The following is a 15,773-nucleotide window of genomic DNA, read 5'->3' on the forward strand; positions in this document are numbered from 1 at the left end:
AAACGACAGGAATGGGAGACGGTATGCCGGAGGGCGGAGGTCTGGCGGTACGGCGCAGCAGCCTGCGCCAGCAGATCGCCGACGCCCTGCGCGACGAAGTGCTCACCGGCCGCCTCCAGGCCGGGCGGCACTTCACCGTCAAGGAGATCGCCGAGCTGTACGGCGTCTCCGCCACACCTGTACGCGAAGCGCTCGTCGACCTCGCCGCACAGGGACTGCTGGAGGTCGAGCAGCACCGCGGCTTCCAGGTGCGGCGGTTCACCGCGGCCGACTTCCGCTCCCTCACCGACGCCCGCGCGTTCGTCGTCGAAGCCGCCTTCCGGCACATGGCCGAGCACGGCATGGGCGACCTGCCCGCCGACGCGATCGCGTCGGTGCGCCGCCGCGCCGAAGCGGCCGCCCGTGCCGCCCGGTCCGGGGTGCTCGACGTGCTGATCGGCTGCGACCTGCGCTTCTGGCGGGAACTGGCGGCCATCGGCGGCAACCCGCACATCTGCGAGTTCCTCGACCGTATCCGCGCCCAGACCTGGATCTACGCCGTACCGCACCTGCGCGCCCTCACCGACCTCGCGGGCGTGTGCTGGTGCGACCACGTGGCCCTGGTCGACGCCGTCGCCGCCCGCGACACCGACACCGCGCGGCAGCTCACCCGCGAGTACCACGCCCACAACCGGGCACTGATCGAGAAGCTTGCCCCGACACGCCCCTGACGGGACGGCCGCAGCCCAATTACGCTGTACGCCCCCGACCGGATGGAGTGTTCGTGGCCTGCGACTTGTGGCTGGTCCCGCTGGTGGACGTGCTCTGCCACAGCCCGGAAAACCCCTTCTCCGAGGAACTCGCCCGTTACGACAAGGCGTTGAACGACGCGGGACTGCCGCCGGTGCCCGTCTACAACTACATGCCGGGCCTTTCGGGCGACGTCGGCCCGGTCGCCTGCTTCGACTACGACGCCCTGCACTTCCTGCGCCGCGCCTATCTGCTCACCCTCCAGGGACTCGAGGTCACCCCGGTCGACGCGCTCGGCGGCGACTACGAGCAGCTCCTGGAGATGTTCGAGGGCACCGCCCAGCGCTCGCACCTGGTGTGGCACTACGACCACGCCGGCGCCTACGTGCCGCTCGACTTCCCGCACCCGGTCGTCAACGACGAACTCCTCGAAGGCGGCGGCCCGCTCGGCTCCAGCCACGGCCTGCTGCGCGAGCTGGAGTTCGTCGCCCCCGCGATCGGCATCGACCCGGCCAACCCGCCGCTGCCCCCCGCGCCGCCGGAGCACCACACCACCCTGGAGGAACCGGCCGCCCCCGTCCCCTCCCTCGGCGACGGCCCCTTCGCACGCGAACACCACGTCTGGCTCGGCCTGCACGCTGCGGCCACCCGGTCGCTGGGCCAGGGGTCGATGATCGTCTTCAGCTGAGGCCGCGGCCCCGTCCCGTCACCCGGCCCGGGCAGGAACCGCCCCCGTCAGCGCGGGTTCTCCGGCGGCCGCTGCCGCGGCATGTTCGGGCGGGTGCTCGGGTGCGCCAGCCGCGGGGCCGCCGGGTGGTCGGCGCCGGTCGGCCACCAGGCGGCGGACTGCGTACGCAGCGGCGCCGCCGCCGACCGGGAGCCGAACTCCACGATCCAGTCCGACGTCTCCAGCCGCACCAGGTCGGCGACGTCGTCGCAGAACCGCCGCAGGATGGCCAGACAGCGCTCGGCGGCCTCCGCGGCGGTGCCCTCGGTGGGGCCGAGCACCTCGCGCACGCTCTCCGACGCCCAGTCGAAGCGCAGCGTCTCCAGCCGCCGCTGGACCGCCTGCGCGGTCGCCACGTCCCGCAGCCAGCCCGAGGTCAGCCCGAGCACCCGGTCGAGTCCCAGGCACCCGCCCGCCAGCAGCAGCGGCAGATACCCCCAGACCGCGACGGAACCCGCCGCCCCGGCGAGCTGCAGCAGCGGCAGCACCGCGCCCGCGGTCACCAGCAGGGCGGCGGCCAGCCGCAGCCCGCGGGCCGCCCGGCGCTTGCCCACCCGGTCGTCCAGATACCAGTCGGCGGTGCGCTGCGCCTCCTGCTCCGCCCAGCGGTACAGCTCCGCCAGCCGCTCCGCCGGCTCGCCCCAGTCCCCGAGGGGGAACGGCAGCGCCCGCAGATCCTCGTGCTGATGGTGCAGCGCCCGCCGCTTGGGCTCGTCCCGAGGCGCTTCCTCCTCGGGAAACATGTCCGGCTGGCTCACTGCACGCTCCCTCGTATGGCCTCAGGACCGCATGCATGGCTGCCGGCCCGGTGTGAAGCTCCCTTATTACCGCCGAACGGCTGACCGTGGGGTGAGGATCTCAGGATTTCCGCCCATAAGGGCAGCGTGGTCGGGTATAGGCCGATGACGGACATCGCTCGAAAGAGTGAGGGCGGCCCCTCGCCGCGCGGGCCACTACCCTGGTGCGCGTGAAGGTCCTTGTCATCGGCGGCGGCGCCCGCGAACACGCCCTGTGCCGCTCCCTCTCCCTCGACCCCGACGTCACCTCGCTGCACTGCGCGCCCGGCAACGCCGGAATCGCGGAGGTCGCCGAGCTGCACGCGGTCGACGCCCTCGACGGCACCGCCGTCGCCGACCTCGCCGTGTCGCTCGGCGCGGACTTCGTGATCGTGGGCCCCGAGGCGCCCCTGGTCGCCGGAGTCGCCGACGCCGTACGGGCCCGGGGCATCGACTGCTTCGGACCCTCGCGGGACGCCGCGGCCCTGGAGGGCTCCAAGGCCTTCGCCAAGGACGTGATGGCCGCCGCCGGAGTGCCCACCGCCCGCAGCTACGTGTGCACCACGCCCGAGGAGGCCGACGCCGCGCTCGCCGCCTTCGGCCCGCCCTACGTGGTCAAGGACGACGGGCTCGCCGCGGGCAAGGGCGTCGTGGTGACCGGCGACCTGGAGACCGCCCGCGCCCACGCGCGCGGCTGCTCCCGGGTGGTCATCGAGGAGTACCTGGACGGACCCGAGGTGTCGCTCTTCGCGGTCACCGACGGCGAGACCGTCGTACCGCTGCAGCCCGCGCAGGACTTCAAGCGCGCGCTGGACGGCGACGAGGGCCCCAACACCGGCGGCATGGGCGCGTACTCGCCGCTGCCCTGGGCCGACCCGAACCTGGTCGAAGAGGTCGAGCGGACCGTCCTCCAGCCGACCGTCGACGAGCTGCGCCGCCGCGGCACGCCCTTCGCCGGGCTGCTCTACGCGGGCCTGGCCATCACCTCGCGCGGTGTGCGGGTGATCGAGTTCAACGCGCGCTTCGGCGACCCGGAGACCCAGGTGGTGCTGGCCCGGCTGCGCACCCCGCTGGCCGGACTGCTGCGGGCGGCCGCCACCGGGCTGCTCGCCGAGTTCCCGGCGCTGCGGTGGAGCGACGGCGCCGCGGTGACCGTCGTCATCGCCTCGTACAACTACCCCGACACCCCGCGCACCGGCGACCCGATCACCGGACTGGCCGAGGTCGCGGAGAAGGACGAGCACGCCTACGTCCTGCACGCGGGCACCCGCGAGGAGGCCGACGGGCGGATCGTCAGCGCGGGCGGCCGGGTGCTCTCGGTCACCGCGACCGGCTCCGACCTGGCCAAGGCGCGCGACCGCGCCTACCGCGCGGTGGACCGGATCGGCCTCGACGGCGGGCATCACCGTAGTGATATCGCCGCCGAGGTGGCGGGGGTCTGACCGAAGCCACTCCAAGGAGTGATGGCTCGGCCATACGGCTGACTCCTCACGGACGCCCAACTACTGTGCCCCGAAAGCGCACTGCGGGACATTGCGGCAATCAGCCGTACGGCCATTGCGATGTCGGTGGGCGGTGCGACAGTGGGGAGAGGCCGCCGACAGGGCGGTCGTCACAGCGCAGGGGGTGAGCCGACCATGGCCGGAGAAGCAGGCGAGGCGTTCGCGCGCACCCGGGCGCTGGCGGTGCTGCGCATCCGCAGCACCGGCCTGGGCCTGGCACTGCTGCCCGCCGCGGCGGCCGTCGTGCTGCACGCCGGCGGCGTCACCGGGCGGCTCGGACCCGAGTGGGACGGCGTCCGCTGGGGCGTGACCGGCGGCGCGCTGCTGGTGCTGCTGGTCGCGGGCGCCGTGGCGGCGGTGATCGTCAAGGCGCGGCACGCGGTCAGCCCCACCGTGCCGGTCGCCGAGTCCGCGGCCCCCGACCTGTACCGGATGGTCCGTGACCTGGCCGAGAAGCTCCAGGTCCCGGTGCCCTCCGCGATAGAACTCACGCCGGACTGCGACAGCTGGCTGGAGGACCGCAGGACGGCGGGCCGCCACCGCCGCGAGGACCGGCGGCCCGCGCCCGTGCTGGTGATCGGCTCGCCCTTCATGTGGTGGATGCGGATCGCCGAGCTGCGCGCCCTGCTCGCCCCGGTGGTCGCGGGCACGGGACCCGCCGCCGACCCGGACATATCGGCCGCCCGGCGCTTCCTGCGCGGGCTCGACGCGGCGGCCGCCGTGGCCGACCGGCGCGACCGCGGTGTGCTGCTGCGCCCCGCGTACGGCTTCCTCGGCTGGACGGTCCGGCTGCTGCTGCGCGGCTGCCGCGCCCACGCCGCCGAGATGGAGCGCGGGGTGGCCGCCGCCGCCTCCGAGCGCGCCCAGGAGGTCGACTACGGGCTGCGGATCGTCGCGCAGGAGCAGGTCGGTCTTGCCTACGCCGGCTGGGACCGGCTGCTCACCCGGGTCGCGCTGCCCGCCTGGCGGATGGGCCGCTGGCCGTCCCGGCTGGACGCCGGGGTGGTCGCCGCCCTCACCGAGCTCTCCCGCCGCGACCGGCTGGCCGACGGCTTCGAGTCCCGGCTCGGCGAGCGCCCCGCGTGCGACCTGCTGGAGGAGCCGGGCGCGATGGACGAGGCCGTCTCGCTGCTGGCCGCCCGGCTCTTCCACGAGGGCCCGCAGCAACCGGGCCCCGACTGGGCACCGGTGAGCTGGAGCGGCTATCCGGACGAGGTCGTGGACCGCATATGGCGCACCGAGGCCGCCCGGCTGATACGCGTCCTCGACGAACTGCCGCCCGCCGCCTCGCCCGTGGGGCTGACCGGCCCGCCCGACGCCGATCTGCCCCAGGCGCAGCCGCCGCTGACCGGGCGCGGCAGCGGCCTGCTGCTCGGCGGCCGGGCCGCGGCCCAACTGACCTCGGCGGAGCGGGCGGCGGCCGCGCTCGGCGGCGAGCCGGGCCGCTCCACCCTGGCCCGGGTCATCGACCGGCTGTCCCGCGGCGGCAGCGAGGAGCTGGCCGCCCGGGTCGGCGCGCTCGTCGCCCGGGAGGAGGCGGACCGCCCGCCCGCCGGCCAGGCCCCGGGCGCCGACCCGCTCACCCCCGTCTACCAGCTCCTGCCGCCGCGCACCGGCCGTGAGTTGCTCGCCGACCATGTCACCGCGGTGGTCTGCTGCGCCGCGATCGACACGGCGGGCGCCGACGCCGGGCTGGACTGGCTCGACGGCCCCACCCTGCACATCGCCGGCGCCCGCCGGGCCGACCTCGCCTGGCCCGTCCTGCGCCTGGTGGAGAACGGCGACGCGGAGCCGCTGCGCTCCTGGCTCACGGCTGTCGGGGTGCGCGCCGACAAGCCGATCCGGCTGGTCTGACGGGCGGTTGACCCGGCGTCCGCGCGGAGCGACGGCGGGGTGACGGCCACCGTGTCCGGCCGCCGGGTGTTCACCGACCGGTTGACCAGCTTCATGTGACGTTCACCACTCGCGGGTTGACCGAATCTGCTTCACTCATCGCCCGATCCGTTCCGATAATTCACCACGAACGGTAACGGTGAGGGTGCTTTCTGTGATGTGCTGGGTATGTGCCGCATCGTTGCCCCGAGCGGGGCGATGACGGCGCAGGACGCGGTGAGGGAGGGGCTTCGATGAGTACGGACCAGATCCGGCGGTGGGAGTCCGGAGCGCTCGCACACGGGGTCACCGACCCCTTCGGACAGGGCCCGCTGCCCTGGCTGCGCGGCGCCACCCAGTACCTGGACGGCGACGGACAAGTCGTCCCCTGGTACGTCGACCTCGCCGTGAGCAGCGGCGACACCCACGGTCACCCACGTTTCCCAGGTCCCCGTACCGCCGATGACGTAGGGCGTCAGATCAAGGGCTTCGCGTCCGCGGGCGCGGTCGCCCCCGGCGAGGCGATCGACTTCCGCATCACCGTCGACCCGCCGCAGGAATTCACCGTCGACGTGTACCGGATCGGCCACTACGGCGGGGACGGCGCCGCGAAGGTCACCGCGAGCCCGCGGCTGTCCGGCATCGTCCAGCCGCCGCCGCTGGCCGCCGGAAGGACGGTTTCCTGCCACCACTGGTGGCAGTCCTGGCGGCTCCAGGTCCCCACGTACTGGAACACCGGCGCCTATGTCGCCGTCCTCACCACCTCCGACGGCTACCGCAGCCATGTGCCCTTCACCGTCCGGGACGAGCGGCGGGCCGATCTGCTGCTGCTGATGCCCGACATCACCTGGCAGGCGTACAACCTCTACCCCGAGGACGGCAGGACCGGCGCCAGCCTCTACCACGCCTGGGACGAGACCGGTCAGCTCCTCGGCGAGGAGCAGGCCGCCACCACCGTCTCCTTCGACCGCCCCTACGCGGGCGCGGGACTGCCGCTGCACATCGGCCACGCCTACGACTTCGTCCGCTTCGCCGAGCGCTACGGCTACGACCTCGCCTACGCCGACGCGCGCGACCTGCACGCGGGCCGGATCGACACCTCCCGCTACCGCGGCCTGGTCTTCCCCGGCCACGACGAGTACTGGTCCCCGCCGATGCGCCGGGCCGTCGAGAACGCCCGCGACCAGGGCACCTCGCTGGTCTTCCTCTCCGCCAACACCATGTACTGGCAGGTCGAGTTGGCCCCCTCGCCGGCGGGCGAGCCGGACCGGCTGCTGAGCTGCAGCAAGCGCCGCGGCGACGCCAAGGGCCGTACCGCGCTCTGGCGTGATCTGGGCGAGCCCGAGCAGCTGATCCTCGGCGTGCAGTACGCGGGCCGGGTGCCGCAGCCGTCCCCGCTGGTGGTGCGCAACGCCTCCCACTGGCTGTGGGAGGCCACGGGAGCCGCCGAGGGCGACGAGATCGCGGGCCTGGTCGCGGGGGAGGCGGACCGTTACTTCCCGCGCACCGCACTGCCGCAGAGCATCGAGCGCATCCTGCTGGCGCACTCCCCGTACGAGTCCGCCGACGGCCGCCGCTGCCACCAGGAGACCTCGCTCTACCGGGCGCCCAGCGGCGCCTATGTCTTCGCCGCGGGCACCTTCGCCTGGTCCCCGGCGCTCGACCGCCCCGGCCATGTCGACACCCGCGTCCAGCGCGCCACGGCCAATCTCCTCGACCGGATCTGCAAGCACGACTGAGGGCCCGCGCCGGACACGACCGCGGGTCCGGCTCGGGGCACGAGGAGATCGCGGTGGACCCCTGCGCGGCAGGTCCGCCCCGGTAGGCGAGAATCGGGAGCTGAACCGCCGATTGGGGAGGACCACCCGTCATGACCGGATTCGTCGACAAGCCCGTGCCCGTCGAAGTGCCGGGACTGGTGCATCTGCACACCGGCAAGGTGCGCGACCTGTACCGCAACGAGGCAGGCGACCTGGTGATGGTGGCCAGCGACCGCACCTCGGTGTACGACTGGGTGCTGCCCACCCAGATCCCCGACAAGGGCCGCATCCTCACCCAGCTCTCGCTGTGGTGGTTCGACCAGCTCGCCGACCTGATCCCCAACCACGTGATCTCCACCGACGTGCCCGAGCACGCCCCCGCCGAGTGGGCCGGCCGCACCATGGTGTGCCGTTCGCTGCGGATGGTCCCGGTCGAGTGCGTGGCGCGCGGCTATCTCGCGGGCTCCGGGCTGGTGGAGTACGACCGCGACCGTACGGTCTGCGGTGTCCCGCTCCCCGAGGGCCTGGTCGACGGCTCGGAGCTGCCCGCACCGATCTTCACCCCGGCCACCAAGGCCGAGGTCGGCGAGCACGACGAGAACGTCACCTACGAGGAGGTCGTCCGCCAGGTCGGCGCCGAGACCGCGGCGGAGCTGCGGCAGACCACCCTCGCCGTCTACAGCCGGGCCCGCGACATCGCCCGCGAGCGCGGCATCATCCTGGCCGACACCAAGTTCGAGTTCGGCTACGACCAAATCGACGGCCGCGACGTCCTGGTGATCGCCGACGAGGTGCTGACCCCCGACTCGTCCCGCTTCTGGCCCGCGGACCTGTGGCAGCCGGGCCGTACCCAGCCGTCCTTCGACAAGCAGTTCGTCCGCGACTGGCTGACCTCGGACGCCACGGGCTGGGACAAGAGCGGCGAGGAGCCGCCGCCCGCGCTCTCCGCCGAGGTCGTCGAGCAGACCCGCGCCCGCTATGTCGAGGCGTACGAGCGGCTGACCGGCACTCCCTGGAAGTAGCCCGCCCGCGGTCCCCGGCAGAGGACATACGACGAAGGCCCCGGTCTGGTGACCGGGGCCTTCGTGACGCTGGAGCGGACGACGAGATTCGAACTCGCGACCCTCACCTTGGCAAGGTGATGCTCTACCAACTGAGCCACGTCCGCAGGTCGTGGAGACACTGTACCCGATACGCCGCGCGCCCCAGAAACCGATATATCGGGGCAGCCGCCACACGCCTCCCGGAGGCACGGACGAATGGACGCACGCACGACACGACGAAGGCCCCGGTCTGGTGACCGGGGCCTTCGCGATACTGGAGCGGACGACGAGATTCGAACTCGCGACCCTCACCTTGGCAAGGTGATGCTCTACCAACTGAGCCACGTCCGCATGTACTGCAGCCACTCTACCCGATCGATGAGACCGGCCAGAACGACCCGAGCGGGCGACAGGAATTGCACACTGCCCCTCCCCCCTGGAAGGGGGGCGCTCTGCTACTGAGCTACACCCGCGTGACCTCCGCTGACCTGGCCTTTTCCGGCCCTGCCCTCGGCGTGCTCCACACACTAGCGGAAGAGTGGGGGTGGCTGTCCAATCGGTACCGGGCGCCGCGCCGGGTACCGGGCCGTGATCCGGCCACCCCCACCGCGACCGTCAACTGGCCTTGTTGAACGCCTCGTAGACCTTCTTGGGGATACGCCCGCGGGCCGGGACCTCGAAGCCGTTCGACTGCGCCCAGGCGCGCACGGTGGCCGGCGTCGGGGCGATCGGGGTGCGCTTGTACGCCCGGCCGGAAAGGGTGCGGCGGCGGCCCGCCTCGACATACGGAGCGAGGTCGGCGCGCAACTTGTCCGCGTTCTCGGACGAGAGGTCGATCTCGTACCACTGACCGTCGACGCCGAATGCGATGGTTTCCGCCGCTTCGCCGCCGTCCAGATCGTCGGCAAGGGTGACCAGTACGCGCTGCGCCATAGAGATTGGTCCTTTCGTACGCCATCGGCCCTGCGGTTGCGACGGTGCTTCGCCGGTACCCCTGGGGGGCGGCGGTGGGGACGGCGGTCGCGGTCGCGGTCCGACAAGTCGGGTGTCGACAAGTTTTCATTTGTACGATGCCACGGAATGAGGCAGCGTGAGTTACTGCGTGACACCGGTAATTCTCCGACGGGTGTCTGATCGCAATCCGGACCCTATGATTGCGCCCCGGGTTTCCCCAAGCATTTCGACAGCCGATACATAAACGTGATCCGTGATCTACGGGATGCCCACGACACCTCTGATGATATCTACTCGCGTAGATTTTCACACCGGGTACGCTGGGACAACCTCACGCACCACACCACCGGGAGTGCCAGTGGCACGCGTCGTAGTCGACGTCATGCTCAAGCCGGAGATCCTCGACCCCCAGGGCCAGGCGGTGCAGCGTGCACTGCCTCGCCTGGGCTTCGACGGGATCTCGGACGTCCGTCAGGGAAAGCGCTTTGAACTAGAGGTCGAGGGGCCGGTCGACGATGCCGCCCTCGCCCGCATTCGTGAGATGGCGGAAACGTTTCTCGCGAACACCGTGATCGAGGACTTCGCCGTAAAGGTGGAGTCGTGACTGCGCGCGTTGGCGTCGTCACATTTCCCGGCACGCTCGACGACCGTGACACTCAGCGTGCCGTGCGTGTCGCGGGGGGTGAAGCGGTACCTCTGTGGCACCGCGACAAGGACCTCAAGCAGGTCGATGCGGTGGTTCTGCCGGGCGGCTTCTCGTACGGCGACTATCTGCGGGCCGGGGCCATCTCGCGTTTCTCCCCGGTGATGGAGACGATCATCGAACAGGCGAAGGCCGGAATGCCGGTCCTCGGCATCTGCAATGGCTTCCAGGTGCTCACCGAGACGCATCTGCTGCCTGGCGCGATGCTGCGCAACGACAACCTCCACTTCGTCTGCCGCGAGCAGAAGCTGCGCGTCGAGACCGCGGGCACCGCCTGGACCGCGGACTACTCCGACGGCCAGGAGATCTCCATCCCGCTCAAGAACATCGACGGCCGTTACACGGCCTCCGAGTGGGTGCTGGACGAGCTGGAGGCCGAGGGCCGCGTCGTCTTCCGCTACCTCGACGTCAACCCGAACGGCTCACTGCGCGACATCGCGGGCATCAGCAACGCGGCGGGCAACGTCGTCGGTCTCATGCCGCACCCCGAGCACGCCGTGGAGCCGCTGGTCGGCACCGGCCGCACCGACGGCCTCGGGTTCTTCACCTCTGTACTCAAGAAGCTGGTCAGCGCATGACTCTGGACACCGTCAAGCACGCGACCGAGACGCCTGACGCCGGGCAGCCGTGGAAGGAGCTCGGCCTCAAGGAGGACGAGTACGCCCGCATCCGGGAGATCCTCGGCCGCCGCCCGACCGGCGCCGAACTGGCGATGTACTCGGTCATGTGGTCGGAGCACTGCTCGTACAAGTCGAGCAAGGTGCACCTGAAGCAGTTCGGCGAGAAGGCCCCGCGCAACGACGCGATGCTGGTCGGCATCGGCGAGAACGCGGGCGTGGTCGACGTCGGCCAGGGCTACGCGGTCACCTTCAAGATCGAGTCGCACAACCACCCGTCGTACATCGAGCCCTACCAGGGCGCGGCGACCGGCGTCGGCGGCATCGTCCGCGACATCCTCGCCATGGGCGCCCGCCCGGTGGCCGTCATGGACCCGCTGCGGTTCGGCGCGGCCGACCACCCCGACACCAAGCGGGTGCTGCCCGGCATCGTCTCGGGCGTCGGCGGCTACGGCAACTGCCTCGGGCTGCCCAACATCGGCGGCGAGGTCGTCTTCGACCCCTGCTACCAGGGCAACCCGCTGGTCAACGCGCTCTGCGTGGGCGTCATGAAGCACGAGGACATCCACCTCGCGCAGGCGTCGGGCCCCGGCAACAAGGTGATCCTGTACGGCGCCAGGACCGGTGGCGACGGCATCGGCGGTGTCTCGGTGCTGGCCAGCGAGACTTTCGACTCGACCGGCCCGTCCCGGCGCCCGGCCGTCCAGGTCGGCGACCCGTTCCAGGAGAAGCTGCTCATCGAGTGCACCCTGGAGATCTTCCGCGAGCACCTCGTCGCCGGTATCCAGGACCTCGGCGGCGCGGGCCTGTCCTGCGCCACCAGCGAGCTGGCCTCGGCCGGTTCCGGCGGTATGCGCGTCGAGCTGGACACCGTGCCGCTGCGCGACGCGACGCTCTCGCCAGAGGAGATCCTCATGAGCGAGTCGCAGGAGCGCATGTGCGCGATTGTCGAGCCGGACAAGGTCGAGCGCTTCCTCGCCATCTGCGAGAAGTGGGACGTCATCGCCACCGTCATCGGTGAGGTGACCGAGGGCAGCCAGCTGGAGATCTTCTGGCACGGCGAGCAGATCGTCGACGTGCCGCCGCGCTCGGTCGCGCACGACGGCCCGACCTACCACCGCCCGTACGCCCGCCCCGAGTGGCAGGACGCGCTCCAGGCCGACGACGCCAACCGGCTGCCGCGGCCCGGCTCGGCGGACGAGCTGCGGGCGCAGGTGCTGCGGCTGGTCGGTTCGCCGAACCAGGCGTCCAAGGCGTGGGTCACCGACCAGTACGACCGCTTCGTGCAGGGCAACACCGTGCTGGCGCAGCCCGAGGACTCGGGTGTGATCAGGATCGACGAGGAGACCAACCTCGGCGTCGCGATCGCCACCGACGGCAACGGCCGGTTCGCCAAGCTCGACCCGTACGCCGGCGCGCAGCTCGCGCTGGCCGAGGCGTACCGCAACGTCGCCACCACCGGCGCGCGGCCGCTGGCGATCTCGGACTGCCTGAACTTCGGCTCGCCCGAGGACCCGGCCGTCATGTGGCAGTTCGCCGAGGCCACCCGCGGCCTCGCGGACGGCTGCCTGCAGCTGGGCACCCCGGTCACCGGCGGCAATGTGTCGCTCTACAACCAGACCGGGGACGTCGCCATCCACCCGACCCCGGTGGTCGCGGTGCTCGGCGTGATCGACGACGTCAACCGCCGTACGCCGATCGCCTTCAAGGACGAGGGCCACCTCGTCTACCTCCTCGGCGACACCCGCGAGGAACTGAGCGGCTCCGCCTGGGCCCAGGTCGTCCACGACCACCTCGGCGGCCTGCCGCCCGTGGTGGACCTGGAGCGCGAGCGGCTGCTCGGCGAGATCCTCATCTCGGCGTCCCGCGACGGCATGATCGACGCCGCCCACGACCTGAGCGACGGCGGCCTGATCCAGGCCCTCACCGAGTCCTGCCTGCGCGGCGGACGCGGCGTCCGCCTCGTGGTCCCCGACGGCATCGACCCGTTCGTCCTGCTCTTCTCCGAGTCCGCCGGCCGCGCCGTCGTGGCCGTCCCCCGCTCCGAGGAGCTGCGCTTCACCGACATGTGCGCCGCGCGCGGCCTCCCGGCCACCCGCGTCGGCGTCATCGACGGCGAAGCGATCGACGTCCAGGGCCAGTTCACCCTCCCCCTGACCGAACTCCGCGAGACCCACGAGGCCACCATCCCGGCCCTCCTCGCCTGACCCGCCCCACCAGCACACCCGAACGCCCCGCCCGCCCTCCAGCGGCCGGGGCGTTCGTGCGTCGCGGGGTCAGGCGGCGGTCGTGTACAGCGTGTCGAGACCCACGAGCGCGATCTCGCTGTCCGCGGCGGCCTCCGCGATCAGCTCGGGACTGAACCCCGCCCCGCCGTAGCAGACGAGCCGGGCCGTCGCCGCCCCGTGGCGCCCCTGCGCGGCCAGCAACTCGCGGATACGACGCAGGCGCTCGACGTGCCCGCGCCCCATGCGCTCACCCCACTTGGCCTCCCCGATCGCGAGGATCGGGCGACGGTTGTCGTCGTCGAGGCCGAACACGACCGCGTCGACCTCATGGCTGGTCCGTCGGGCGGGGTCGTTCACGGTGCCCGAGCCCACGTGGTGGGCGTACGCGCCGCCGAACAGCTTGTCGGGCGCCATGTGGCGGGTCCAGTGGCGGCAGATGTGCTCGAAGTGCGGTCCCATGACATTGCCCACGAAGCGCTGCTGGCTGCGCTGCCACAGCCGTCCCGCGTCGCGGGTGTGCTCCAGATCGGACCAGATCGGGCGCATGACGGCGTGGTAGAAGGTGATCAGCGGTTCGGCGATGCGGAAGTGGGTCCGGTTGTCCCGGAAGACGTCGGGCTCGCGGGTGATCAGCCCGCAGTCCTCCAGCACGGTGAGGGGATGGGCCAGGTCCCCGGACTTGCGGCCGAGATACGAGGCGATGCCGCCGCGTCCCGCGTTTCCCGCGGCGATCGCGGCCAGTACGGAGTGGTAGAGCCCGGCGTCGTGCAGCTCGGACTCGTCGGCCAGCAGATAGCGCGCCTCACGGAACAGCGGGCTCGTCGGGGACAGTACGGTCCGCGTCACCCAGGAGTCGAAGTCGGCGGCGTCGGCGGGGGTGTCGTCCCGTGCGAACTCCCGGCGGTAGGCGGGGGTCCCGCCGACGATGGCGTTGACCTTCAGCGCGGTGGCCGGATCGCTCACCCCCCAGAACTCCGCCGCGAGTCGGTGGTCCAGCGTCGGCACCACGAGTTCGAGCCCGGCGCGCCCACGCAGCGGCGCGTCACCGCTGAGCAGCCGTCCCATGAACGACATCGCCGAGCCGCACAGCAGGAGCCGCGCTCGGCTGTCCTCCCGCTCGGGCCGCAGCGGGGCGAGCGCGTTCTGCACGATGGAGGGCAGGCGCGGATTCGCCTTCGCCAGATACGGGAACTCGTCGATCACCACCGGAACGGGCTGGTCTCCGCCCAGGGCGAGCAGGGCGTCGACGACCGCGTGCCAACCGTCGAACGACAGCGGCGCGGGCGACCCCAGATACGCGCCGATGGCCTCCCCGATGTGGCGCAGCGACTCGCCGTCGGTCGCCTCGTCGGCGGCGAAGTAGAACCCGCCCGTCGCCTGGCACAGCGCACGCAGCAGGAACGACTTCCCCTGCCGTCTGCGTCCCGACACGACGCCGAGCGTCGCACCTGGGCGGGTGTCCGTCGCGAAGGCGGACAGCGCGCGCCACTCGACCTCGCGGTCGAACATCTCGTCCGGCCTGGCCAGGGTCGTCACCATGGGCTCGTCCTTGGATGTATAGGCATGAGTCTAGTTATGATAACTCCATTTATGCTACCTCATTGTGACCGGCTGCGTACGCCTTGAGTTCGGCCGTGAAGCCGTCGCGCCAGGACGGGTAGCGGGGGGTCCAGGTCAGGAGGGACTTGGCGCGGGTGTTGGTGGCGCCGCGGAGTTGGGTGAGGAAGGCGGTGGCCCAGGGGCCGGCGGCGAGGCGGGCGGCGAGGGTGGGGACTTTTTGGGGGGTGGGGGCGGACAGGAGGGTGGCGAGGGCGGGGAGCCAGGTGCGGGCGGGGGTGGGGGTGTCGTCGACGATGTTGAGGGCGCCCTTGGCGTCGGGGTGGGCGAGGGCGGCGAGTACGGCGGTGGCCGCGTCGTGGGTGTGGGTGAAGGAGAAGGTGGCGGCGCCGTCGCCGACGACCGGCATCTTGCGGGCGCGGATCGCGCGGATGGTGGAGCCGCCGGCCGGGTCGTAGGCGGTGCCGGGCCCGTAGAGGTGGCCGAAGCGCAGGACGAGGCCGTCGGCGGCGGAGGTGAGGCGTTCCAGGGTGCGCAGGGCGTCCAGGGTGGTGACGAAGGGCTTGGGCGGGTGCCGCCAGAAGGGCGCGTCCTCGTCGGCGGGTCCCGCGGAGGCGGGCGCCGGGTCGTAGGCGTACGCGAGGCCCTGGGCGAGGAAGCGGCCGGCGCCCGCGTCGTAGGCCGCCTCGATCAGGGTGCGGGTGGCCTCGGTGCGCAGGCGGTTGGTGAGCGCGAAGTCCCGCTCCATTCTGCGCGGGTTGATCTCGGCGGGGATCGCGGTCAGGAGGTGGACGACGGCGTCCGGCTTCGCGTCCCGTACGGCCGCCCCCAGCGCGGCCTGGTCGAGCGCGTCGACCGCGACCGTACGGACGGCCCCCTTCCCCGTATCGGCTCCCGCCCTGCGGGACAGCGCGACGACCTCGTGCCCGGCCGCCACCAGCAGCGGTACGACCTGGCGGCCGACGACTCCGGTGGCTCCGGCGATGACTACACGCATGACGACTCCCTGCTTCGATCAGCGGACTTCTCGGCGGTGCGGCTTACGGGGTCAGGACGGGCGAGCGTGCCGCCGTGTGACAGCTTGCGGTGTGACGCCGGTCATAGCCGCTAGCCCCGCCGCCGATGGCGTGGGCACCGCTGACACTGCCGGGGAAGCCGGTGACTTCGCTGCCGCGGGTCGCCTTGCCGCGGGAGCCGCCCGGGCGACCCGCGAGGCCGCTGCCTACGCGCCCCCCGGGGGTGGGGGGGGGCCCGGGCCCCCGGCGGCCCCCCCCCGGGCGGGGCGCCCCCCGGGGGGGGCGCCGC

General features: G+C 72.1%; 13 protein-coding genes and 3 tRNA genes. 9 read left to right on the forward strand and 7 right to left on the reverse strand.

What is annotated here, in order from left to right:
• Positions 1–23 precede the first annotated feature (23 nt).
• Entirely contained in the window at positions 24–710 is a 687-nt protein-coding gene (locus tag AB0M29_RS15855) for a GntR family transcriptional regulator (RefSeq protein ID WP_365382846.1), read from the forward strand.
• A gap of 53 nt (positions 711–763) precedes the next feature.
• A complete protein-coding gene (locus AB0M29_RS15860; protein WP_365382847.1) occupies positions 764–1,417 on the forward strand; it encodes a hypothetical protein in 654 nt (217 codons plus the stop codon).
• 47 nt (positions 1,418–1,464) lie between these two features.
• Here the strand turns inward: AB0M29_RS15860 and AB0M29_RS15865 are convergent, their stop codons facing one another.
• Positions 1,465–2,214 carry an SLATT domain-containing protein gene (locus tag AB0M29_RS15865; RefSeq protein ID WP_365382848.1) on the reverse strand — a complete coding sequence of 250 codons (750 nt, stop codon included), beginning with the start codon at positions 2,212–2,214 and terminating at the stop codon, positions 1,465–1,467.
• 209 nt (positions 2,215–2,423) lie between these two features.
• On the opposite strand from AB0M29_RS15865, the gene purD reads away from it, so the two are divergent.
• The 4 genes from purD to AB0M29_RS15885 all read left to right on the forward strand — a co-directional run bounded on the left by purD (position 2,424) and on the right by AB0M29_RS15885 (position 8,388).
• Positions 2,424–3,674, forward strand: coding sequence for a phosphoribosylamine--glycine ligase (purD, locus tag AB0M29_RS15870; protein ID WP_365382849.1), 1,251 nt, complete (start codon positions 2,424–2,426; stop codon positions 3,672–3,674).
• Between the two features lie 195 nt (positions 3,675–3,869).
• On the forward strand, positions 3,870–5,588 hold the full coding sequence (locus AB0M29_RS15875) for a hypothetical protein (RefSeq protein WP_365382850.1): 1,719 nt from the start codon (positions 3,870–3,872) through the stop codon (positions 5,586–5,588).
• A gap of 272 nt (positions 5,589–5,860) precedes the next feature.
• Positions 5,861–7,345, forward strand: coding sequence for a N,N-dimethylformamidase beta subunit family domain-containing protein (locus tag AB0M29_RS15880; RefSeq protein ID WP_365382851.1), 1,485 nt, complete (start codon positions 5,861–5,863; stop codon positions 7,343–7,345).
• A gap of 131 nt (positions 7,346–7,476) precedes the next feature.
• The gene (locus AB0M29_RS15885; RefSeq protein WP_365382852.1) at positions 7,477–8,388 is read left to right on the forward strand and encodes a phosphoribosylaminoimidazolesuccinocarboxamide synthase; all 912 of its coding nucleotides are present in this window, start codon (positions 7,477–7,479) and stop codon (positions 8,386–8,388) included.
• A 70-nt stretch (positions 8,389–8,458) separates the two neighbouring features.
• On the opposite strand, the gene AB0M29_RS15890 is transcribed toward AB0M29_RS15885, so the two are convergent.
• The 4 genes from AB0M29_RS15890 to AB0M29_RS15905 form a co-directional block, all read right to left on the reverse strand.
• Positions 8,459–8,534 (reverse strand) — tRNA-Gly (locus AB0M29_RS15890).
• 150 nt (positions 8,535–8,684) lie between these two features.
• A tRNA-Gly gene (locus tag AB0M29_RS15895) sits at positions 8,685–8,760 on the reverse strand.
• 50 nt (positions 8,761–8,810) lie between these two features.
• A tRNA-Gly gene (locus AB0M29_RS15900) sits at positions 8,811–8,882 on the reverse strand.
• A 142-nt stretch (positions 8,883–9,024) separates the two neighbouring features.
• On the reverse strand, positions 9,025–9,342 hold the full coding sequence (locus tag AB0M29_RS15905) for an Lsr2 family protein (protein WP_365382853.1): 318 nt from the start codon (positions 9,340–9,342) through the stop codon (positions 9,025–9,027).
• A 379-nt stretch (positions 9,343–9,721) separates the two neighbouring features.
• On the opposite strand from AB0M29_RS15905, the gene purS reads away from it, so the two are divergent.
• Genes purS through purL form a run of 3 tightly spaced genes read left to right on the forward strand, consistent with a single transcriptional unit; the run spans position 9,722 to position 12,890 of the window.
• On the forward strand, positions 9,722–9,967 hold the full coding sequence (purS, locus tag AB0M29_RS15910; protein WP_093716007.1) for a phosphoribosylformylglycinamidine synthase subunit PurS: 246 nt from the start codon (positions 9,722–9,724) through the stop codon (positions 9,965–9,967).
• Complete coding sequence (gene purQ / locus AB0M29_RS15915) at positions 9,964–10,644, forward strand: phosphoribosylformylglycinamidine synthase subunit PurQ (RefSeq protein WP_365382855.1); 681 nt, start codon at positions 9,964–9,966, stop codon at positions 10,642–10,644. The genes purS and purQ overlap by 4 nt, the downstream gene beginning before the upstream one ends.
• Positions 10,641–12,890: a phosphoribosylformylglycinamidine synthase subunit PurL gene (purL, locus tag AB0M29_RS15920; protein WP_365382857.1), complete on the forward strand. Its 2,250-nt coding sequence runs from the start codon at positions 10,641–10,643 to the stop codon at positions 12,888–12,890. The genes purQ and purL overlap by 4 nt, the downstream gene beginning before the upstream one ends.
• Positions 12,891–12,959: 69 nt before the next feature.
• Here the strand turns inward: purL and AB0M29_RS15925 are convergent, their stop codons facing one another.
• Together AB0M29_RS15925 and AB0M29_RS15930 are read right to left on the reverse strand one after the other, a co-directional pair.
• Positions 12,960–14,450, reverse strand: coding sequence for an ATP-binding protein (locus AB0M29_RS15925; RefSeq protein ID WP_365382858.1), 1,491 nt, complete (start codon positions 14,448–14,450; stop codon positions 12,960–12,962).
• A gap of 49 nt (positions 14,451–14,499) precedes the next feature.
• Positions 14,500–15,465: an NAD(P)-dependent oxidoreductase gene (locus AB0M29_RS15930; protein WP_365382860.1), complete on the reverse strand. Its 966-nt coding sequence runs from the start codon at positions 15,463–15,465 to the stop codon at positions 14,500–14,502.
• Positions 15,466–15,773 lie beyond the last annotated feature (308 nt).

The organism is Streptomyces sp. NPDC051976, assembly GCF_040680795.1.
GTDB lineage: Bacteria > Actinomycetota > Actinomycetes > Streptomycetales > Streptomycetaceae > Actinacidiphila.

Coding starts and splice junctions, on each gene's coding strand:
- AB0M29_RS15880 (WP_365382851.1), top strand. CDS start 5,861: ATGAGTACGGACCAGATCCGGCGGTGGGAGTCCGGAGCGCTCGCACAC.
- AB0M29_RS15905 (WP_365382853.1), bottom strand. CDS start 9,342: ATGGCGCAGCGCGTACTGGTCACCCTTGCCGACGATCTGGACGGCGGC.
- AB0M29_RS15875 (WP_365382850.1), top strand. CDS start 3,870: ATGGCCGGAGAAGCAGGCGAGGCGTTCGCGCGCACCCGGGCGCTGGCG.
- AB0M29_RS15885 (WP_365382852.1), top strand. CDS start 7,477: ATGACCGGATTCGTCGACAAGCCCGTGCCCGTCGAAGTGCCGGGACTG.
- AB0M29_RS15930 (WP_365382860.1), bottom strand. CDS start 15,465: ATGCGTGTAGTCATCGCCGGAGCCACCGGAGTCGTCGGCCGCCAGGTC.
- purL (WP_365382857.1), top strand. CDS start 10,641: ATGACTCTGGACACCGTCAAGCACGCGACCGAGACGCCTGACGCCGGG.
- AB0M29_RS15855 (WP_365382846.1), top strand. CDS start 24: ATGCCGGAGGGCGGAGGTCTGGCGGTACGGCGCAGCAGCCTGCGCCAG.
- AB0M29_RS15925 (WP_365382858.1), bottom strand. CDS start 14,450: ATGGTGACGACCCTGGCCAGGCCGGACGAGATGTTCGACCGCGAGGTC.